11 protein-coding genes are annotated in these 23,053 nt (G+C 33.4%); all 11 read right to left on the bottom strand.

Translation table 11 applies throughout. From position 1 onward, the window contains the following. Nucleotides 1–37 precede the first annotated feature (37 nt). The 11 genes from ACNFIH_RS03710 to ACNFIH_RS03660 all read right to left on the bottom strand — a co-directional run bounded on the left by ACNFIH_RS03710 (nt 38) and on the right by ACNFIH_RS03660 (nt 23,042). Nucleotides 38–1,144 (bottom strand): NADH:flavin oxidoreductase, encoded by a 1,107-nt coding sequence (locus ACNFIH_RS03710; protein ID WP_426485548.1) that lies wholly within the window; start codon nt 1,142–1,144, stop codon nt 38–40. 7 nt (nt 1,145–1,151) lie between these two features. After that, the gene (locus ACNFIH_RS03705) at nt 1,152–1,454 is read right to left on the bottom strand and encodes an ArsR/SmtB family transcription factor (protein WP_035644774.1); all 303 of its coding nucleotides are present in this window, start codon (nt 1,452–1,454) and stop codon (nt 1,152–1,154) included. A 253-nt stretch (nt 1,455–1,707) separates the two neighbouring features. After that, complete coding sequence (locus ACNFIH_RS03700) at nt 1,708–3,309, bottom strand: hypothetical protein (RefSeq protein ID WP_426485547.1); 1,602 nt, start codon at nt 3,307–3,309, stop codon at nt 1,708–1,710. A 57-nt stretch (nt 3,310–3,366) separates the two neighbouring features. Continuing rightward, nucleotides 3,367–4,803, bottom strand: coding sequence for a LamG domain-containing protein (locus ACNFIH_RS03695; protein ID WP_426485546.1), 1,437 nt, complete (start codon nt 4,801–4,803; stop codon nt 3,367–3,369). After that, complete coding sequence (locus ACNFIH_RS03690) at nt 4,803–5,405, bottom strand: hypothetical protein (protein WP_426485545.1); 603 nt, start codon at nt 5,403–5,405, stop codon at nt 4,803–4,805. The genes ACNFIH_RS03695 and ACNFIH_RS03690 overlap by 1 nt, the downstream gene beginning before the upstream one ends. Nucleotides 5,406–5,446: 41 nt before the next feature. Continuing rightward, nucleotides 5,447–6,538 carry a DUF5977 domain-containing protein gene (locus tag ACNFIH_RS03685; RefSeq protein WP_426485544.1) on the bottom strand — a complete coding sequence of 364 codons (1,092 nt, stop codon included), beginning with the start codon at nt 6,536–6,538 and terminating at the stop codon, nt 5,447–5,449. Between the two features lie 65 nt (nt 6,539–6,603). Next, the gene (locus ACNFIH_RS03680; RefSeq protein WP_426485543.1) at nt 6,604–6,972 is read right to left on the bottom strand and encodes a tail fiber assembly protein; all 369 of its coding nucleotides are present in this window, start codon (nt 6,970–6,972) and stop codon (nt 6,604–6,606) included. Between the two features lie 23 nt (nt 6,973–6,995). After that, nucleotides 6,996–8,153, bottom strand: a complete 1,158-nt coding sequence (locus ACNFIH_RS03675; protein ID WP_426485542.1) for a gp53-like domain-containing protein — start codon at nt 8,151–8,153, stop codon at nt 6,996–6,998. 88 nt (nt 8,154–8,241) lie between these two features. Continuing rightward, on the bottom strand, nt 8,242–14,088 hold the full coding sequence (locus ACNFIH_RS03670; RefSeq protein WP_426485541.1) for a hypothetical protein: 5,847 nt from the start codon (nt 14,086–14,088) through the stop codon (nt 8,242–8,244). 15 nt (nt 14,089–14,103) lie between these two features. After that, nucleotides 14,104–21,534 (bottom strand): hypothetical protein, encoded by a 7,431-nt coding sequence (locus ACNFIH_RS03665; protein ID WP_426485540.1) that lies wholly within the window; start codon nt 21,532–21,534, stop codon nt 14,104–14,106. Between the two features lie 461 nt (nt 21,535–21,995). After that, a complete protein-coding gene (locus ACNFIH_RS03660) occupies nt 21,996–23,042 on the bottom strand; it encodes a hypothetical protein (protein WP_426485539.1) in 1,047 nt (348 codons plus the stop codon). Nucleotides 23,043–23,053 lie beyond the last annotated feature (11 nt).

Genomic DNA, 23,053 nt, shown 5'->3' with positions numbered 1-23,053 from the left:
AGAACCTCAGCTTCTTAGAACCTCAGAACCTTAAAAATTATTCTAAAACCAAAGCTCCCAGAGCTTCTTTACTGAAACCTTTTAATTCCTCAGTTTTTCCAGCTTTAATTTTAGCAACCCAATTTGGATCTGATAAAAGAGGTCTTCCAACGGCAACCAAATCAAAATCGCCTCTGTCGAAACGTCTGTTTAATTCTTCTAAAGAAGTTGGCTCAGAACTTTCACCAGCAAAAGCTCCAAAGAAATCGCTTGAAAGACCAACAGAACCAACCGTAATTGTTGGAGCTCCTGTGACTTTTTTAGCCCATCCGGCAAAATTCAAATCAGAACCTTCAAATTCAGGTTCCCAGAATCTGCGTTGTGAAGCGTGAACAATATCAACTCCGGCATCAACAAGAGGAGTAAGCCAAGCTTCTAATTCTTGTGGATTTTTAGCTAGTTTATAGTTATAATCAGAAGGTTTAAATTGAGAAAAACGCATAATCACAGCGAAATCATTTCCAACTTGTTTTCTAACTTCTTTTACGACTTCAATTGCAAAACGATTACGTTCTGGCAAAGTTTTTCCGCCATAAATATCTTCGCGTAAATTGGTTTCTGCTCTAAAGAATTGGTCAATCAAATAGCCGTGAGCGCCGTGAATTTCGATAGTATCAAAACCAAGTCTTTTTGCATCGGCAGCAGCTTTACCAAAAGCCAAAATTGTATTTTCAATATCTTTTTCTGACATCGTAACTCCATTTCTGAAATCAGGACGGTTTAATCCAGACGGACCTTCAAAAGGAACAGGAGGAACCCATCCAGAATGATGATTATCCATAATTCCCATATGCCAGATTTGCGGGCCCATTTTTCCGCCAGCAGCATGAACTTCGTCAATAACTTTTTTCCAGCCATTTAAAGAAGATTCTCCATAAAAATGAGGAACATTTGCATCGTTTGATGATGAAGGTCTGTCGATTACAGTTCCTTCAGATAAAATTAAACCAACTTCGCCTTCAGCTCTTTTTTGGTAATAAGCTGCTACTTCGTCAGTTGGAACTCCGTTTGGAGAAAAAGAGCGCGTCATTGGCGCCATTACGATTCGGTTTTTCAGGTTTAACGATTTTAAGTTAAATTCCGAAAACAGGTTGTTTGTACTCATAGTAATTTTACAAATTAGATTGAATTAATTTACTGAGTGCTTCAAAGGCACCTTCGTTGCGTTTATAATAAGTCCATTGCCCAACACGTTTGGCTTCGATAAAACCAGCGCGCTGAAGAATAGACAAGTATTCAGATACTGTAGATTGTGTCAAACCGGCTTTAGCCTGAATTTGTCCTACGCAAACGCCGTGTTCAAATCCGCCATGTTCCAATTGACTGGGAAAGTTTATTTCAGGTTCTTTCAGCCATTCCAGCATTTGCAATCTGGACTTGTTTGAAAGTGCTTTAAAAAGTTCTATATTTTCCATGATGCAAATATATCGACTTTTCCCGATATATCAATTAAGTGAAAAATATTTAGGAAAATTTTGTGATTGGTGATGGGGAAAATATCAGAGATTTATAAAAAAATCTATCAGATTTGGTAAAAATAAAGTGAGTTTTTTAGGATAAGTTTTGAGAAAATAATGGACTTTTATTTTTAAAAAGAATTATTGAAAAAGTAAAAAGTGCTCGATTATCGAGCACTTTTAGATGTTTTTTATTACAAATTGCAAATTTTTAAGGTAATTCTATATATTTAATATTGCATAAATCAAAAAGTTTTGGTCTTGCTACCAATTTTATTTTATTAGTCAAAACTGCTGGAGCTGTCTGTTTTAAAGCATTGTCGAAATAGGTGTAGAGTACTCCATTATACTGTCTTATTTCAAGATAATGATCTGGTAATAGAGCAGGATTAGTCGATACATTTCCTACATTAGTTCCAGGATAATCTACCGCTGCTAGAGATCCCCATCCAATAGTATATGCGTGAATATTGTTTCCGTTACCACGTAGAACTCCCATAGATGTAATAATAGTACCAGTTGTTGCATCTACAAGTCGTAATACGGGTAAATATGCATTAGCAGGTATTTCTCCTAATGGTGAAGGTTTAAAAGAGACTCTGAATGAAAAGTTACGTGTATGATCAAATTCTTGTGGCCATGTTGCAGAAGCTTGAGAATTAAAAGTAACTACTTTTGCACTACCTTTCTCACTTACGTCAATGAATGATTTATTAATCCAATCTGTTTCGCTAGGAGTATATATAGTTCCTAAAACAACTAACATTTTACCGATGAATGTTGAAGTCAATCCATTATTCAAAATGACATCAAAATTGCCTTCAGCAGAGCCAGTGGTTACATTAACATGGACTTCGTTATCAGTAATAAATGTTATATAATTTACTGTTTGCCCTGTAATTGTAACTGTCATTGTTGGAGTGAAAAAAGCACCTTTCAGAATAACATTTCCAGTATTTAATGGTAATGTGTTATCGGCTACTAGAGATTCTAAGAAAGGGGCAGGGAAAGCAGTAATACTATACATTTTTAAATTACCATTTGCATCTGTTCCTAATACTCTGTTAGTTGGTGATTGTCCATCGTTACGTGTAGACAGATAATTACTCAATTTGATGTCTTTATTTAAGAAATCAGTTACTTCAATAACATTTGAAGTTGTAATAGCTGGTTGTCCAACACCAAAAGAACGACCTCTTAAGTTTAATTCGAATGTTCGTCCTGTATCGCTGGTTGTATACTTTACAATTTCGTTAGGTCCAACTGCAAGCACTGGATTTAAGGCATTAATATAATTTACAAATCCTGCAACGTTTTGAGTTGCTAGCGCAGTTGATACTATTGTTTTTACTGTAGTAATAACATTTGATACTCCCGAGAGTTTGGCAATTTCTTCAGCATTAATTAATCTTTCGCCAGGAGCTTTATCAACTTTGGTATTTTGCAATGTTTTACCCATTTCAGCAGTTAAAGCCTTTGTAGTTCCGCCGGAACTTAGGTTATTAACCAAAATTGTATCTAAGGAAGCTTTTACATCTTCAATTGCATCGACTAATTTTTGGATTGTATTTAAGTTGACATTATCTGAAATTAGCAAAGCATTAATATCGTTGATAAAGTCTTTTAAGATCTTACCTTGTCTTGCATCTAATGCTTTACCCGCATCAGTATAGTCAAGGGCATTGTAACTGTCGACTTTTATAGCGTTAATGTTGGTAAATTCTAATTTCCCACTATCGTCTGTGGTTAAAATTTTATTTGACTCATTTGTTTCCAAATCAGCCACTTTTATTCTGTTGTAGTTTGTGCTCATTTTTTATATTTTGAGTAAATATTTGAATAGATTCACTATTTAATTTTTTTCATATAATTATAATTCCGACCCCTTTTTATTGTTGAAAATTAGTTTAATTTCTTGAGGTGTTAAATTTCTATTGTAGATTGCCATTTCATCAATAGAACCATTATATCCAGTAGAAGAACTTGCAATTATAAGCTTATTTGCCTGTGTAGAAACTGTATTTGTGAAAACAGAAGCTACATATTCATTTACATATATTCTTGAATTGTTTGTTCCAGGTGCAAAATTAATTGCTATTAAGTTCCAGTATCCAGTTGCAGTTTGTTGCGTGCCTATATTACCATATACCAATTTTATCGTATATGCCCCATTTTTTGATATTAGTGTTCGAGGATTGTTCAAGACATTTGTGGATTTTACCCAAAAGACAATAGCTCCAGTATTCAATTGAAAAGCAGAAGGGTTTCCGAGGTCAATATAGTCAGTCGTTCCGTTAAGAAACGCACTAGTGCCTCCTTTTATACCTGCCACTCCTAGAGTACAACCTGAATATATACCATTGTTTGTACCATAATTATCAAATAAAATATTTCCCGAAGACTCATTGAATCGGTAATATGATATAAGACCATTTGTAGAAATAGTAGAAGTACTGTTTGTCGAAACTGACAAGGCATTACTTACATAAGACCTATTATAATAAATATCAGTAGAGTAGATTTCAATATTATAATTGGTATTCGCCGTCAGCCCATAAATGTATGATCCACTCCCTGGTATATGAGTATAATATGCGCCATTAACCCAAACTTCATAATCACTAAGAGTATTCACACTTAATGGTATTGCGAAGTTTAATTGTATTGCAGAATTATAAATGTCTCCTGCAGATAAATTAGTTATAGAATTAGGTTTTGTGAAATCTAAAATATATGTTGTAGTTACTCCTATAGCTGCTCCACTTACAATGTCATTATCTGGATTACCTGCATTTACAGTTCTTAGATAGTCATTAGTATACAAATTTGTGGGACGAGTGGTACTTTTGAAAACGCCTTCATTGTTAGTAACATTTTTGCCTAAATAAATTAATGAAGGTAGATATAATGCCTTTATAGGATACATCGTTTCATAATCAGTTCTTTGGTTTTCATGATAGAAGCAGAATTCTCCAATTGAAGTAACTTTTGGAAGATATACATATTTTAGCGAAAAGCATGAATAAAACGAATTTGTAAGAGAAGTAACTCTTCCATCAAAGTCAAGGAAGTATGTTATATATGAGCCGTTGTTGCTAAACCCATTTCCTAAATTATAATTTATATTGATTCTGCAGCTGATATCTAATCCATTTGAATTTATTTGAAAGGATTTAATATTACTTACTGCGATGCCTAATTTGGTCGCTAAAGCTGATGCTGTGCTTACTTGAGGAGCAATTCCTCCTATGAATGTATTAGGAGAATTATTTTTTAATTTTCCATAATTATAGCTTCTAATTCCCATTATTGTAGAAGAATAATGCTGTTAGTAGTACCTTTTTGAATAAAAGAGAAAGTACTTTTTTCTAGGGTAGCATTTGGAGAACCAAAAAGCCAAGTTTTTGGGGCGATTATTTGCCATGTAATTGTGACTCCAGGCATTGTAATGCCTTGAAAAGCAAATGAATCACTTAGTGATGCAGGTACTGTAATAGTGCAGCTAGTTTGTATTAAAACAGTCCTGCCTTTCCAAGATTCTTGAATGCTTGTGCTTGAATTGATAATAACTTGTTCTAAAATATCAGCATCGATGCTTCCGCTTCCAAGCAATGGAATGCCACAAATAGTTTTGATATTTGTTCCAGAAACTAAAATCGATTGATATAAACTATCAAAATAAGACTTAAGACCATTTTTAAAGTTATCAATATAATCCTTTAAAACTTTTCCTTGTCTCGCATCCAGAGCTTTTCCTTCTTCAATACAATCTAATGCATTATAATTTTCAGTTTTTAGATCATTTAAATTCATAAATTCTAATTCGCCAAGTGAATTAGTACTTAAAATTTTGTCTCGCTCATTTGTTTCTAAATCGGAGACTTTAATTCTATTATGATTAGTGCTCATTTGTTTTGTGGTATTTAAAAGATGGTTGTTTATTTTTTAATCTATAACTCGCATTCTAAATAGATTTCTCCAGTATCAGGAGTCATAGAAAGTGTAGGTCTGCTATTGCTGGTAGGAGCATTATTTTCTTTATCTCCATTTGAGATTAGGAAAAAATTAAAACCTTCTCGATTGTTTAGTAAATCTAAATGAGCAGGTTGTAATTCTATTTCCCCGTATTCAGTTGAGTTGGTTGGAAAAGTAGTGCTTCCAATAAAAGTACTCATGTCCCAATCATTCCAATCTTCAAGCTGAAAATTTTGAGAATAGGGAACAACATTATTTGTTGCAAATAGATGAAAGGTTAGTGCATTTCCTATAGCATTTGAAGCAAATCTAAATTTCAATTTAGCTGATTTTGGCTTTGATTCAAGAGATAAAGTATCAATCGTAGCTCTATATCTATTAAGGATATATTCTTGCGTATCTTTTGCTGCTCCCAAAAGATTATTGCTTTGATAATACGTTTGAGCTGTCGTAGCGTTTCGACAGTTATCCCAGTTGGTATTTCTATTTTCAAAAATTACCGACTTTGTTACTGGTAAATTTAAAATAACAGGTAGTGTCTTTACTGCTAATAAATTACTATTGCTCGAATTACCAGCTGTATCTTTTGCCTTTACATAAAAACTGTAGATTGTAGAAGATGAAAGTTCGTCAACTATATACTGCAAAACATCATTTGAAGTGGATGCCAAAAAAGTATCATCAATAAAAATATCATAACCAATAACTCCAATGTTATCTGTAGACGCAGTCCATGACAAGACTACCGTATTTGAAGTAACTGATGCACTTAGTACAAAACTGCTTGGTGGAGTGTTATCAATCATACATACGCCTATATTATTGGCATAAGCTTGAGTATTAGTTTTTAGCCAGGCTTCTGCCTGTTCATTTGCCTTTTCAATACTTGAATTTGATACAAATTTATTGGCTTCAGCGGTTAGGGTTACTGAACTAGGGATTCCTATAGTACAATCATTCTTAGTTTTGGTTAAAGTTTGCTCTATATTATAATAAATAGTTTCCCCTTCAGTAGGTACATAATTATCTATAAAAGCAAAAGGTTTGTATGTTGTATTTTTTTCCATATTTATTTTAATAAAGAATAGTTATTTGATTGAATATTCATTTAAAATCTATAAATGAATATTTATTAAATAGGTTTTACTGGCCAAACAACCGTTGCTACATCTTCTAGATCAGTTAAATCTCTTAGTTTTTGTCTGTAATTTTTCCAAGCTGCCTTTTTATCTTCAGAAAGAGGTGTGTCTTGTACTTGCGTCCAATCGCTTTCCGTTAATAATGAATTTCTTTTGGCTCTTAAATTTTCTAAAAGCTCTTCTTTATTTTGAACAAAAGGAGAAAATGTATGTTTGCCTTCAATTACTTTATAATTTTTAGATAATGCCTGTTGCCATTCTTCTTCGGTTAATTCGATATTAGGTTTTGGAATATTTTCATGAATTTCTTCAACATAAAAGCCTGTGTAATCTCCGTTTTCGTTATAAGTTCCTTTATACATAATTTTTATTTTTTAGTTTATAGTTAATATCCAATTGAGAACATATACCCTTCGCTACCATCAATAAGAGCGTAGTAACTATTTTTTGTAATATTGGCAACGTGATTATACCCTCTGCTTCCAGAGCTCGTTCTTAAAGTAGATACCATAACACTCAAAGCGCCGTTTGGCCACGTTAAAGGGAAGCTATAGGTGTTGGCATTATTCATTAAATAAGCCCACTGTAATATTAATCCGTTGCTAAATTTTTGATAGCCTCCAGTGAGAGGGATTGTACCAATAGAATGTCCTGCATCATAATCAGAACCTGGAGAAGTTGATACGGAGCCGTCTGCCATTAAAAATTGACTTGAAGTTCCGCCAGTTTTAATAAAGCTTTTACCTTCAACAGTTTCAGTAAAAGTTTTATTTCCTCCAATTGTTTGCGCTGTTGTTAAATCGACGTATTTGGTATTCAGTTCCAAATCAGATAAAGTGACAGTGCTTTTGTACCAATAATCAACTTCGATATTACGATCTTCAATTACTGATGAGAATGTAATAATTCCATTGTTGTAATCTACAGCATAATCTTTGCCTGTGCCTTCTCTAAGTAGCTGGCCGTTTTTGTAAATTCTGATACTGTCTTTTACCGGAATTTCTTTTAAAGTGATTTTATCGTTAGTAAAAGTATCTTCGTCAAAATTTTCTTTGTAAGGAATAGATAAACTTCCTAGAATCGGATCTGAGCCAGCTCCTTCAGATTCAGTATCAAGATTTTTAGACCAGTAATTTATTTCAATATTTCGCCCGGTTATTGGATCCGAAAATGTAAGTACGCCACTGTCGTAGTTTAAATTATAATCGTTAATTTCTTTTAATAATTGCCCATTTTTATAGACTTTAACGCTGTCTGCAATAGGAGCTTGTTCTAATTGAATAGATGATCCTGAAAAGTTATCCTGAAATTCTTTATATGGAACGTAACAATTACCAGCAATGATTCCTGCATTCTGAAAAGCTGCTTTTAAAAGTGCAGGAGTGATGTAATGTTGATTATCTGTTCCTGTTTCGACCATTTGAAAATTGGCTTTGTCGTCTTCTTTATGAACGAAATTGTCAAAAATTTCTACGAAGTCAAGGTGTGATGGAATATCTCCATCTTTGAATTTGTTGTGAAAGTCGTTTCTTAGTATTGCCATTTTATTTAGTTTTATTTCTTTGCTTTTAAATGTTTTAATGAGACCTGAAATAAATACCAATGATTTGATTCATTGGTATTTATTAATTTTAAAGAGTTAGGATTTTTTCGTCACTGCTGAGCATGCCTGATGTGTTTTCTGAGATTACTTTAAAATGATGGTAAATTCTGTCACCATCTTCATTTTTGATAATCAATTCATCAGTATTTAATTTTGTCTGCTGAAGCGGTAAGGCAATATTTTCAAGATTTGTTGAAATTTCATGAATCTTATCCCAATTTCCTTGACTGTTCATTTTGTATAAATGATATTTACCATTATAAACTGTTTTATTCCAATTGAAAACTACAGGTTTTAAGATTTCTCCATTTGTTCCCGAGACAGTTCCAGAAGCTTCCAAAGCTGGAGATTCTGGCGAAACACTATCAACAATAACAGTTGCTGTAATTTTTGACGGCTGTGACGGAGCATAATCAATATTTATAACTGAATTTTCTATTGTTGATTCAGGATCTGCATATTCAATTTGTTTGGAAACCGTAATTCTGTAAAAAAGACCATCACCAAATGGAACTTCTTCTAAATCTTGAAAATCATCGTAAACGGTCCAGACATTGTCAAAATCAGCAGATAAAGTATCTTCATTAATTACAATTTCTTTAGCCAGTTTCATTGTTCTTATTGACTGAGCTTCCAACATTGTTGTAGCACGATAAACATTGATTTTTCTGATTTTATATTCTGGCTGATATGCATTTAACTCAATCTGAACGGCAGGTTTTATTCCTAACACCTGGTTTTCAAGAATTGGCATAATTCGCTTAATTTCTGGAGTTTTTGGTGGAGTAGAAGCCACTAATTTTACTGGTCCTAAAAGATTACTGAATTCTCCAAAATTCATTTTAATGTCCATTTCACGAACAGCGTAGAAATAGATGTTTTGTGAGTTTCCATCCAGATTAAAATCGGTAAATTGTACTCTGTTTTGGCTTTCATTTACAACTTTCATCATTGGAGCAATGTCAAAATCAGTGTCAGTTGGTTTTAAAGCATTTCCGTTTTTATCTTTAATAGTCTGTTTTTTATTAACAGGAACATAGTCATTACCTTTGATGTGCTCATAAATTACAGGAACTTCCGTTAACGGAACAAAGGCATTATAAATGGCTTGTTCAATAAAATAAACCGCTAACATTGGCTCCTGAACTCCTTCATCTTCAGAAATAAGAACCTGATTAAGTGATTCTATTGAAATAATTTCGTCTGCTTTTTTTGCATTTATATCTAAAGTGCTGTTATGCCATTTGATAAAATCATTAATTAGTTTTATAAATTCTTCGTTGTCAGGTAATGGAAACTGATAATTTTCTTCAGATTCATTTTTTGGAAAAACGTCATATTGACCTCTTGTTACAAGTTCATTAAAATTCAAAAAGTCTGCCCATCTGTTGTTGAAATCAATTTCATCATTTCCGCCCAGTTTGTTCAATTCTTCTCGGATTGTAGTTACAGTTGTCGGTTTGTATAAAACGTTAAGCAAATCTTCGTCATTGGCTCTGTAATGCAATAATCCATAAGGTTTTCTACTATCATCATATTTAGTTGTGAAAGTAAAAGTCGAACGATTGTAAAAATCTGGACGAGTTGCATACAAACTACCACCAATAATTTCTTCAGGTTTCTCCGTTTTCTCAACTTTGACAGCGTACATCGGACAAGGAATACTAATTTTTGATTTGTAACAAACATCTGGTTTTGAATGAGTACTGATTCCGAAAACTGAATAATGCGTATTTTCATTCTCTCTTGGCAGAATATTTTCTTGAGTAATTCCCGAAACAGCGTCTGCGTACAAATAAACCTTGTAACTTGGATAATAGTTTGCAGATTGGGATACATAATCATTCTCATAATCTGACACCCCGTTTTCTGTGTGAAGACCATTTTTTGCACCTAAAATTTCATCATAGCCCTCAACCATGGTTTGTGTAACATAATTACCAAGTTTAAAATCTGGATCATCAATATACAAGACTAAATCTCCAGTCGTACCAATATTTTCTGTTTTATAAACCTTGAACTCTTTTCTTGATTTTTTAGGTACAGGATTTCCTTCTTCAAAAGCGTCTTTTGTAAACAATCTCACAATACCATTCGACCATTCTACAGAGTTTTCTTTTTCCGATTGAAATTGAGAATGCTGAGGTAAATTGAAGTTTTTGAAAATGATTTTATATAATCCTAAATGTTTCTTCTCAGATAATAATGGAATTGGATTGCCTTCGTCATCTACTTTGTACGTTCCATTTTCATTCATTTCATACGAATTTTCAAAAACTCTTTCAACTACTACATCATTCCAAACTCCTCTTGTTTTTTCTAACTGTAAATCCCTTCCGTTTGGACTTACATGTTCAATAACTTCTCTGTGAATTTTGTTTAAACTCTCAGGATACTGAACTGTGAAATCAATTTGAGGTTGGTGCCAGTTAGCAGCTGTTTGCATGTTTTGCACCAGCGTACACAATCTGCTTTCAGGAAGTTTAATATCTTGAATCTGTTCAGAATCTATTGTTGCATCTCCATCAGCATGAAGTTTGTCAGTAACTTCCTTTTTCAATACTTCGATAAGAGCGTAATCAAAAACATCATTAGAATTTTCATCCTTCTTGAATTTTACTTCAATATTTTGAATGATATAATTTTGATCTCCAATCGTTAAAACTCCTCTTTCAAATCTGGTTTTATTGGAATTATCTAATCCGAGTTTAACTTGCTGGCCACTGCTGATAATTCTATACTCTCTTATTTTTACAATTGAAGTAAGGTTATTGGTGCTATTGTTTACAATACTTTCAATTTCACCATATTCGACTTCAGGAAGTCCGTCTTTATAATACAGTTTAAAATGATCTGCAAATATTTCTTCGGCATCAGGAAAAATAGATTCTTTATTGGTTTCTGCATCTGTGACGGTGATTTCTCTTGGAACAGGATAGCTTAACAATTCCTGAGCAGAATAATAATCAAACATGATTCTGACCAATGTTTTGTCCGTTCCGGTAATCTTGCCTAATAGTTGTTGTTCTGATTGAGAAGTAAACATTAACGGATTTTCTTCAGTAACCAAAAGAGCATTCATATTGCTCGGAGGCATTAGATTATTCGCAGGTTTAATGTCAGATTTAATACTGATTTGGCGCCCAGATGTTGCTCTTGAAAAAATGTTAATTCCGTATCCTTGATAGATATAGGTGTTTTCTCCAGTTTCTTCCTGAATGGCATTTAGAACGGATTTTCCAGGCTCAGGAATATTAATTGGAACGGTTTCAAATTCTGATTCTTTTAAATTTTGATTGACACTTTTGTATTCAAGATCATGTGATAATTCTGGACTTTTCCATATTTTTTCGGAATCAATTTTATGGTCGATTCCCAAATAAACAGGGAAAGTAAAGTTGCTTCCTTCATATTCTAAAGAAGATTTAAAAAAGTCGTTTTTTAAATTAGGATTTACAATATCATAATCCATGATATCATCCATAAACAAACTCACAAATCGTTTTTTTCCATCAAAACTGTAGCCTTCAGAATCTGTAATTCTGTTATTTGGATTTTCATCCGAATCAACATTTAATCCAGGAACAATTTTACTTAATTGGATAGGAAGAGGCATACGTTCAGTATTGATAGAAGTTGGAATACTCATTGAAAGATGTTGCATTTCTTTTCCTTCAATACCTTCTTCTAAACTTCCAAAAGTGGTATATTCTGTTAAATAAACATATTCTCCATCATAAACTTTCTCATCAAGATCTAAACAGCCTAAACCTAACATACGCGCAACGTGATAATCGTTTGCAGCAATATTCAAAATATCCAGATAAGATATTTTGGTTAAATTTTCAGCATATTGTTGTACTTCTCCTTCTTTTGGCTCATTGATAGGTATGCGATCACCAAAATGAATATCTTTTTCTGCTTTTGGATTGCCTGATTTACTTAAATCAATATATTCCAGTACAATATCTTTGATGTTTTCATCAGTAATATCATTTTCAACAGTTGGTCTGTTCCATTTTGCTTTGTAATTTTTAGTGTTTACATATTCACCATCATTGAATTTTAACCATTTTCCGTGAACAGCGTTTAACTTTGGTTCAAGCTGTTCGAAAACTTTAAAATCATCTGTGCCAAGGCCATATTTTCCTTTTAAAATCCAGTCTCCGTTAACATTAGCATGAGTAATGAAATCAGAATAAAACTCAAATTGAATAGAATTTAATGAGCAATTATTAGCTTTAAATCGAATACTTCTTCCATTTTCAGCAACTACACGAATCTTGTTGTTTAATTGTGCAGAATCATATGTTTTACGACTGCTAACATTTTTAGAAGCTGTGATTTTGTTTTCAGCAACTGATAAAGTTTCTAGTTTTACACTTTTTGAAGTATTTGAAGATGAAAAATCTAATTCGGCTGCAAAGAATAAATCGGTTTTGGTTTCAATTTCTATTAAACCATTTCCATAAGCTTGCATAAAAGCTACAGGATTTGTTAATGGATCGATGCTGAGTTTAATTGATTTATATTTTTTGTCATCTTTAAAATTAACATAAACCGATCTTTGCGAATTTTCTGTTTTATAAATCCAAAGTGCTTTTTTGTTGTCAACAACATTTGGGTTGTCAGTTAAGTTTACAGTTTGAGCGATTTTTGTATAAGGTGCTCTGTAGACTTTTACAAAATCATCAGGTTTATTAAAACTAGAATTAGAATTTTCTCCGTCGTACAATTCGCCTTTTGGGAGATGGTTTTCTCCTAACTTGCCATTCAGCATCCATCGAAGATGAATTCCTTTTGTACTGTCAATTCCTCTTGAACCAGCCGTAACAACTTGTAAATAGGTTGACTGTAGATTTGTTTTTCCTGGAGTAATCTCAATGGTTGATGATTCTCTTCCAACATTAAAATTAATGCTTACTCCTAAAGGATTAAAGACATCGCTCAGATCAACAAGCGTTGAAAAATGGCCAAAACTCAAAGGTTTCCCTTCAATTCGAATTGGAACTTCAACTTCATCTTTTCCTGGAATTGTAACCGAATTGTAAAGCTTAAAAATAAGCCCGTTTAGATTTTTTTCTTTATGGATTTTTGTTCCGGCACTTAAAGTCAGCGGAACTCGGCTTTTGTTTTTTAGAACTAAAGTTCCGCATTGTGTGCTAATTCTTAGACCTTTTTTTAAAGAAGGATAAACTAAATTATCGTCAATAATGCTTACGTTAGGAAAACAGCCAATTTGTAAATCGGATAAATTGGTTGCAAGTCTGTTTAATTCAATTCCTAAATTACTGAAATCGGGAACTCTGATATAATCTGAATCTAAGACAGAAGTTTGATCATTTTTTAAAACTGGTGTTCTTTCTAAAAAGTTTGTCAGTGGCGTTGTCAATTCTTCAATAGTATCAAACGAACTAGTTACTCCGTACACAAAAACTTTCGAAGTTAGATTTAACTCAGTAAACAGATTTTTTAAATACTCTGAATTATTGACTTGCAGACCGTCAGTAACCACAAAAACGATATCTGGAGTAACAGATAAATTTTTGGCAACATTTAAACCAGAAGCCCAATAATCTGATTGTATGCTTTGATTTCCAAGACCATATAAATTAATCCAATCAATAAAATTCTGACTATTACTTGAAATTTTCTTCTGAATAACGTTATCGGGTCTAACAGCGGTATCGCTGTTAGACATTCCGATTAACGAAAGTGTAATATTACTTTGTGCCTGAGAATTGATAAATGAAGTTAGCCCGTCGCGGATTTGCTGTGCTTCGTTTCCATTGATCGAACCAGATTCGTCGACTACAATTGCTACATAAGTTGCACAGCCCGAGAGCTGGCTTTCCTGAAGATTTATAGAACTCATTTTTTTCTTATTTTTTTAAAGATTTGTATTTTGTAATGGCAGTATCTGCGTATCAATAATGTTTGTTAAAGGACCATTTCCGTCATTATTCCACATTTTGTATTTAAACCTGATTTTCAAGTTTTCTATTCCAGAAATGATTTTGCTGTTATGCATAATTAAAGCTTGCGAGTAATCTTTTGAATGCATTACGCTGTATCCAGATATTGGATTTCCTAGTTCATCTAAAACAGTAATCGTATCCTGAATTTCTTCTAAAGGCATTTTAGGAATATTAAAAGGCTCTGGGTTTCGAACTAAAAGCGCTATTGTTGCTCCAGTATTCGTATCAATAATTTTATTTACCTCAGTACCCTGAGCCGGATCAAGAGGAGACAGTTTTAAGATTCCTTCAGTCGCACGATCAAACAAATGCTGATATTTTGTTGCCATTGAATCGCTTAACGCATTTGTAGCATTATCAGTTTTAGGAGCGATTAAATAATGCAGAGCATCTATACGTTCCTGATCCAGATTAACATTCACATCATATAAAGCTTCTTTAGTTTTTTCTTCATTCACAAAATAACTCTGAACTTGTTCTTCAAAATTTTTGTAGCGCGAAGTCTGGAATCCAAATTGATGTACCAGGATATTTTTGCTTTCGCTTGAAATTCCTATTTGGGCACCATCAAAAAAGTTATTTACCAGAACCGTATAAAGTTTTGAAGGTTTTAAATTGGTTAAAGTTGTTTTGTATTTTAATGATTTTGGTTTTAAAGGTTGTCCTAAATCTAGAATGCATCGCATTGTAGAAGGATCTTCAATAAAATTGTTTAACATTCTAACACCCAATGGAATTCTAGGATCATTATCATCAGTCCAATCTTCATCACTTTCTATTGGCTTTGGATAAACCACTTCTGGTTGACCTTCTTCCAATGGTTCTATTGGGTATTTAATAAGAAGATCAGTCAACGGATCTTTGATGAAAAGATTAAGTTTTCCTTCAATTTCAGGTCTTTCACTTTCGTATTCTGCCCAATTTTTAAACATGTGAGAAGTATACGTACTCGTAAAGAATAAAGAAATATCACATTGCTCATTGCCATAAAATGAAGGTTTAGACTGTAATAAACTTCCGTCAGCATTTGGATAAGAACGGTTATAATCCAGATAATTTCTCAATGAAGTCAGCGGAGATTTAGACAATGCTGTCAATTCGTTTTTCACTGGCGCATCTTTTTCAGGATCCTTAACTGGGAAATGTCCAATTGGCCCAAGCGTTTTAAATCCATAATAATATTTAAATTCTACAGGATTCTTTTTATTATCATCAACAGTATCTGTTAAAGTAAAATCTAAACAATACGTTGTATTTGGTCTCCAGATTGGCTGTACTGTTGTTTCGACCGCATTTTTCATCGCTTGAAACTGTTCTTGTACAGCAGGAATATCCAAAATCGTTTGATTATGATAATACTCTTCTTTGCTAAACCAATCTACACTCTGAATGTAAGTCGTGTAATCAAGTTCTGGATCTTCAGCATTTTCCAGACTTGAACAAATAACAGCATCAGTTGTAATTATGTTCGAATTTTTAATGCTTCTTTTGAAATCTAGTCCACTAATTAAATCCAGTGCAGAATAATTAACACTTCCGTTTGCTAAAGTAGCAGTCGAAGAAGTTACAGAAACTTGTTCGGCAGGATGTAAAGAACAGTTATCAAACGCATCGCTAAACAATGAAAAATAAACTCCTTTTTCTTTTGGTTTCCTAGAAAGCATCAGAATTTCATTTACAGACGGTTCATTTTGAATCTGAATGATTGAAGCATCAGCAACATTTGTTTCTCTTTTAATTAATCTTGCTTGGGTTAAAGTCTCATTCAATACAAACAAATAATGCGTATTGTAAGCCACAATAGAATGATCATTTAATGTTTGATTTGATAAATAAATTGCCGAATCAAAAATGCTGTCATTTTTTACTAATGAAATAGTGTTTCCATCAATTTGTGCCAATGCAAATTTGCCATTTGATAATTTAACCGAAAGCAATGTTTTATTATTCGCAATTATCGCATCGACAATTTCAATTACTTCAGTTGTAGAAATTACTTTTGTATCTGTCGCAGAAATTACTTTTGATACATTGTTGACACTTAAACGGATAACTTTTTTATCCTTAGTAATCAAACTAAATTCATTCTCATTATGCTGAAGAACTTTAATTACTTCTCCGTTAACTTTAGAACGATAAACCACACTTCGGTCGCTTCCTTTAATCCAGCTGATTTGAGTTTCATTTGATGATGTATTGTTAATCCAAAGCAGGTCATTATTTGCTAAAGGCAATATTTTGTTGAAACCTAAAGAATAGGTATTCAAATATTGCGTTCCTAAAATCGGATTTAATTCTTCATCCATTTCAACAATCACCGTTGCAGCAATAGGAGAGAGGCATCCTACAATAAAATCAAGATCGATTGTTGCTTCTCCGATTCCTTTACATTGTTCTGGATTCAGAGCTTGGGTTACCAGTAAATTTCCATTTACAACCTGCAGAGAAGTTACAATTCCATTAATCAAACGCTCTCTAATAATAGTGCCATCAGAATTGACTTGTAACAGAATAGTAGTTTTAGCATCCTCTTTTGGATGGAATGTTATCACATATGAATCATTGAATTTGATTACTTTATCAAAGTCATATAAAGCATTTCCGTTATAGCCATAATAATGTGTAAAAGTCAATGCATTTGGATTGCCTCCAGAGTTAGCATTTTCATTTCCTGCATCTAATTTCAGGTTTGCCAATTCAGTCATTAACGAATTGTATTTAGCAATCTTTACAGGATCTGTCAATGTAATTTCAGTTTCTCCTGTTAAATCACCATAAGTATCGTCAAATAATGCTGCAATTTCGTTTCTGATTTCTTTAATGCGTTTTGCTTTTGCCGAAACTGGACTAATTACAATTTTATCGATTTTTTTCTTCTGACTATCAATCTCTTCTGTGTATAAGGTTATAGGATTTAAAAGCTCTGCTTTAGTATAATTTTGTTCTTCAGAAAATACTCCCATCTTAGTTTTGCTAAAGCTTACAGGCACGTATGACACTAATTTATCATCATCTTCAAAAGTCGCTGTATAAGCAGTAATTTTAACTTCTTTTGCCTGAGTTGTAAGCCTTAATTCTGGATCAATTGCTGATTCAGGGAAAATAATTTCTAATTCGTTGTCATTTCTAAAAGACAATGATCGATTATAGCCTAAAGGATTTTCATCAGCAGTAATGCTCATAAAATCTCCGCCTTCAAAAACATTGTTACCTACAATTAAAGGAAGTTCTCCAATAAGTTTGAAAAACAAGCCATTAATTTTGTCGGCTTCGTGCTGCATTGGTACATAATAGCGCGTTCCAATTTGTTTGTTAAGGAAATCCATGTGCTGTTTTTCGGTTTCTGTGGCAGCACAGAACAATTTTGTAGACGTAATTCCTAATTGTTCAGGAACATGCCATCCAGGTTCTGCAGCACTTAAAAAAGAAAATGGATTTGTTGCCAATACTCGAATAGAATCATATTGGTCAATTGCTTTTTGCCAATGTGCCCAAGGTAATTTCTTCAATTCCTCATTTCTTTCATCGTCTTTTACAACTGCCTCAAAAGGATTATAATCTATCCAATCGGTACCATTCCAAGATTTCAAATTGATTGATTTGATTCCATATTCATGTTTAACCTGACGCAGTTTTCTACCAGCTTTCGATGTTCCTTCCGGAGGCATCATATCGGTGTAGTTTTTAGCTTCACCAGTATATCCACCCACTTTTTCAAATAATTCAGCATTAGGTATTAATCCTTTTGCCATTTTAATATCGATGTAAGTATCTAAAGGTATTACTGAGGTAATAAACTCTGGTCTTGGAGTACCGTCTTGGAAAAGCTTGTTTCCTTCATAATTTTTTTCTCCAGCAGATTTGAAATAATCCAAAGCAAATGCCTGATTGGTTAACATATGAACTCCTTTGACATTCTCTAATGTTCTGTCATCTTCACCATCTCCAAAAGTTCCTTTTGGAAGCGGACTGTATGGCGTACGATCAATAACTCGGTTGAGATCCCATTGCAGTTCAACGGTAAAGTTTTTACGTACTCTAATCATGGCAATTCTTACACGAACGCTCAGTTCTAATTTGGCATAAATCAAGAAAGGTTTAAATGATTCTACAGAGAATATGGTATCTAAAGCAATTTCAACATTAATAATCCAAAGTTTAATCTGAATTCCTCCACCGGCAGTAATATAACCACCCATTTGAGGACGTTTGAACGATATTTTTCCGCCCATCTCCAGATAAGCCCATAATTTGACTTTGGCTGGTCCAAAACTTTTATCGAGTTTAAAATCTAATCGAGCTCCAGCTTCAATTCCCTGAGCAGAAAGCATAATGAAAGCTTTTGCGGTAAATAAGGTTAAAACCTCTGCTGTAATTGGTTTGTCTTTTGTTCCGAAATTAACATACCAAGGTTTCTGATTTTTAAAGAAAAAACCAGCTTCTAATAATGCAGTGAGTCTAAATATCTGACCACCATCTTTAGGAATACTGAAATTTGCTCCAGCCGCTAATTCTAAAGAATCATCCCCGAAAGCAACCATAGCAAAAAATGGCGGATTACTTGGATCATCTTCAATAAGGCCTAATCTTCCAGAAATAACATTCAGTCCTGCTTCAATATAAAATAGAGTAGGGAGAGACAATAAAAGCATGGCTCTTAATGACAATACATGTCCGCCATCAGCAACAGTTCCAAAAGTGGCTCCAGCTCCAATTGAAAATGGAGTATTATACTGCATTGAATCTGGCGGGCCACTGAATTTTTTAATGTTGATACCCGGTTTTGGATGTTTATAATACTCATACCAAGAATCGTCTTTTGTTAGTCCGACAGCTTGTTTTGTGGCAACATATCTAAATCCTAATAAACCTCTAAAGGCATTAATAGCCAGAAATCCAAGCGGAATAGGAACAGGTAACTCAATACTCGCATCAATCAAGAAAGCTGGATATTTAGGCATAAAACGCATTCCAACGCTTCCAGAAATTTTTGCTTTCGGAAGTTTTAATGAAACCTCTCCCGTAAATTCTTCATCAACACCAGGTCTTGGAAGCGAAATCATACCATGAATGATTGCCATAGCCGAAGCCTCGGTTGCAGTTCCTGGAATAATTAAATCGACTTCAATAGTCTGGATTCTGATGAAAGAACCAGAAGAATCTCCATCAACAGGATAATAGTATTTTATACCTTCCCCACGGGCATCTACGCCAAGCGGGTTGACACTGATTGCGCCATCAAATCCCCAGAAATTATATTTACGACCGTTAAATTGGGTTGAACCAAAATTGATATTCGTAACCGCCATTTGAACCGGACCCAAATTGACAGAAAGGCTGACTGGAATAGGAATTGATCCTCCTTCAACTTCAATATTTCCATCACTGTAAACACGTAGTTTTTCAACTTCGAAACCTTTTCCTTTTAATAGATTTCCCATTAAAGAATCTTGAAAAGAAACATAACAAGAGGTTCCTAAATAATAATCTTCATCTTGTTTCCCAAGCTCTAAAGTGTGAAAATCAAGATTTACCAGATTGAATAAATTGGCTTTTGGTTTATTGTCTTTATTGAAAGAAGCTGTAAGGTTGAAATCGCCATCGTCATATAAATGTCCTTCAATGCCAACTTTTAAAGGTTTTTGATCCTCTCCTTTGAGTTTAGAAATTTCTAAAGCACCTTTAATGTTAGAATTGACAACTTTATTTTGTTTGAAAGTAATATCAAATTTATTGAAACCGACTTTGAAACCTTTTTTATCAGAACCAATAGTTTTCCAAAGCATGTTTTCTTCCAGCTCAGATAAAAAGGTCTGATAATCTAAAGCATTTTCGAAAGAGTAATCTGTAGCAGCATATACCGTTGAAGAATTTAAATCAGCTTTTGTTTTTAATGCTAAAGGGAATTTAAATGTATAAGGCAACTTGGCCGTATATAATTTTTGTAAAAAGACAAGTAAAGCAGGATAATCTGCAATTTCTTTTTCATTTACTACACCATTTACTTCGTCTTTTTCAAACATTGTAATTGGGTAGTAGAAATCGAATTTGTCATTAAAATAATTAAACGAGCCATTTTTTGGTTCAGGAACGGTTTCTAAATAAATATTTCCAGAAAGCCCGCCTGAACCCACTAATAAATTGGAGGCACCGATTTTTAGCGTAGGCTTGTTATTTGTTTCTTCTTCTCCTTCTTTTGGCTCATGAAACCATTTTGATGGCAATGTAACAGAAGCGGCGCGAGCATAAACACCAACGAAATCATTCGGACGCCCGTCTGAATCTGCTTCTGGGATATTGGTTTTCTTGCTTAAATCGACTTTTAAAGTGTCTAATTCAAGCATTAACCCTGTATTACCAATCATCGCATTTGGAGGTGTCAATGAACCGCCTAATTCTGCCTGATATCCAATTCCGGCTTCTGTGTCGGCGTATAATTGCGCTTTGGCAAATACGAAAGTCGACTTAGTTGCTTGATTAGGAAAAGCAGAACCATTTGGATTAACAGGTTTTAGAATGCTGTGCGGAAATTCGATACCAGCGCTTAACTCTAAAGTGGCTTTGGCTTTTGGAGTAATGATTCTCTTGATGTGAGCTTCAATTCCGTCTGGAGCTACAATATTGTAGAAATCCTGTAGTTTTTGTTTGATTTCGTTTAAACTATAACCTTCTCTAGCTATATAAACTCCAAATAACAATAACGGAATCGATTTTGTAATAAGAGGACTAGTTTTAATAACATCAATCAGACTTTGAATTGACTGCTCGATACCTTCAGGAAATTCTAATTTTTGATAAAGAGGGTCATTAGTAATAGTTTCTTCAAAAGCATTGATATCGGCTAAAAGCTGTTCGTATTTTGTTTTACCTTCTTCGGCTTCCACAAAAATATTCATCATGTGGGCAATTACCTGTTCTTCGCTGATACGAAAAACCTGTAACCCCACAGAATAAAAATCTTTTGCAGAAAAAGAAAAACTGCTGGAACTGAATGTTTTTAGGAATGCTAAAATTTCCCATTGATATTCTAGAGTAATAGGAAATGAAGAAATTGACTGATCACCGTCTTTTAAATCTGGATTTAGGACAAGTTTGAGATCAAATGGTAGCTCAAGAGCAAGAGGACTACTTGTTACGATATCAAGGCTGTAAAAAGCCGAATCGCCTCGATATCCTTTTGAATATTGCAGGTTTTTATAGTGAATTTTATTAAAAATGGAGTTCAGGCCATTTTCGACAAACGATAAAAATTCAGGCAAATCATCTACAGTAATCACCTCAGACAATCGAGGGTAATATCTGGCGGTAGGAATTGGAACCGCAGGAATTGGATTAGTTGGCATATTCTAATTTTGTTTTTGACTTTAATTTTTGTTCGTAATCGGAATGATTAAATTGTAGTTAGGTCTAATCAATTTTTGAGGTGTAAATGCATATTTTAGGGATTTTTCTAAGCAGTTTTAGCAATTGATTTACTTTGTAATTTTTTCAAAAGACTTAAGTTTTAAGAGGCTTAAAGCCTCTTTTTTTTCTTTTGACAGTGTAAAGATGTGTCTAAAATTGGAGCTTAAAAAAGAGCTGCTTAGCAGTTTAACATTGATGTTCTGGGACTTTACAAAGTTGTAAAGAGAATGGATGAAGTGGTCTAGGTTTTGAAGAAAAAGCGATAAGAGAATTAGAGAAATTAATTATTGAGTTTCAGGTACGGTGTATGCTGTTTTTAAGACGATTTATTAAGTCAAAAAGAACCTAGTTTATAGTTTCTTTTTGACTTAAATTTTCAAATATTCTAAAGACAATATTTTTATCTGATCGTTTCTAGATAAATAGCGTAGTTATTTGTACGGATTATTTTTGAAATATTTTTTCCTTGACTATTTGTAGGATCTGCGTAAGTAACTGTATTAACAATAACAAAACTGAAAGAAGCTTCAGAAACTCCAAACGTTCTACTGTTGGAAGCATCACGTAAGTAATAGGTTGCTTCTCCGTTTGTTGTAACACCATCCTTTATGTTTTGTGTCGTAAACTGTATTTTTGACCACTGAGCCAACATAATGTCAGAATTTTGTATATCAGTTAAAAAGGGGCTTTGATAATTTTTTAGTCCGTTATTATTTAATCCTGAAAATTCTATTATTTTAATCTGATTCGTAGGCGAGATTCCACTGAAATGCGATGAAAAAAGGCCATTGTTAATTTTTAAATAAATTTCACTTTTTGCTTCTATTGGGTCAATATTTCCTAAAGAAGGATTATTGGAGTAAAAATAAATTTCATTAGAAAGATTTAATCTTGATACTGAAGAATTTTTAATACTTCCAACTATAGTGCTGCTTGAAATTGATTGTGCGGTTGCCGACAAGGTTCCGGTTATATTAGTTTGAATATTATTAGATGCTTTAAAAGGAATTAGAATTACCTCAGAAGTAGTTGCTAATCTTGCTCGAACATCATTATGGGTTTCCCAAAGTTGACCATTTGAATCACGTTCAATGCTTCCATTTTGAGGAAAATTAGTTAAAGTACCATTTGGTATAATCAGTGATGGTGTTGCTGTGTTTCCAGCTGCCAATGTGACTTTATTAGTAAAATTCCAAGTTCCTGAAATAGTTTGACTTTGTGCTTTAAGCCATTCCCACCAATTAAATAATTTTAAACGGCTGATAACTTTTTCATCTTCAGCAACTGTATAATTGATTTGAGTTTCGGAATCCGATGCAAGCTTTAGTTGTTTATTATCAATTACATTGCTAAACTCTAATTCACCATTTGCATTGGTTTTTAAAATTTTGTTTGGCTCATTTGTTTCTAAGTCAGCCACTTTAATTCTGTTGTAATTTGTACTCATTTTTAATTAAT

The organism is Flavobacterium sp. 2, assembly GCF_049949195.1.
Taxonomy (GTDB): Bacteria; Bacteroidota; Bacteroidia; order Flavobacteriales; family Flavobacteriaceae; genus Flavobacterium.
This window is presented reverse-complemented; position numbering and strand designations above follow the sequence as displayed.

Bases quoted from the DNA above. Each gene is read 5' to 3' on its own strand.
- ACNFIH_RS03660 (WP_426485539.1), bottom strand. From the start codon at position 23,042: ATGAGTACAAATTACAACAGAATTAAAGTGGCTGACTTAGAAACAAAT.
- ACNFIH_RS03705 (WP_035644774.1), bottom strand. From the start codon at position 1,454: ATGGAAAATATAGAACTTTTTAAAGCACTTTCAAACAAGTCCAGATTG.
- ACNFIH_RS03665 (WP_426485540.1), bottom strand. From the start codon at position 21,534: ATGCCAACTAATCCAATTCCTGCGGTTCCAATTCCTACCGCCAGATAT.
- ACNFIH_RS03685 (WP_426485544.1), bottom strand. From the start codon at position 6,538: ATGGAAAAAAATACAACATACAAACCTTTTGCTTTTATAGATAATTAT.
- ACNFIH_RS03680 (WP_426485543.1), bottom strand. From the start codon at position 6,972: ATGTATAAAGGAACTTATAACGAAAACGGAGATTACACAGGCTTTTAT.
- ACNFIH_RS03675 (WP_426485542.1), bottom strand. From the start codon at position 8,153: ATGGCAATACTAAGAAACGACTTTCACAACAAATTCAAAGATGGAGAT.
- ACNFIH_RS03710 (WP_426485548.1), bottom strand. From the start codon at position 1,144: ATGAGTACAAACAACCTGTTTTCGGAATTTAACTTAAAATCGTTAAAC.
- ACNFIH_RS03670 (WP_426485541.1), bottom strand. From the start codon at position 14,088: ATGAGTTCTATAAATCTTCAGGAAAGCCAGCTCTCGGGCTGTGCAACT.
- ACNFIH_RS03700 (WP_426485547.1), bottom strand. From the start codon at position 3,309: ATGAGCACAAACTACAACAGAATAAAAGTGGCTGATTTGGAAACAAAT.
- ACNFIH_RS03695 (WP_426485546.1), bottom strand. From the start codon at position 4,803: ATGGGAATTAGAAGCTATAATTATGGAAAATTAAAAAATAATTCTCCT.
- ACNFIH_RS03690 (WP_426485545.1), bottom strand. From the start codon at position 5,405: ATGAGCACTAATCATAATAGAATTAAAGTCTCCGATTTAGAAACAAAT.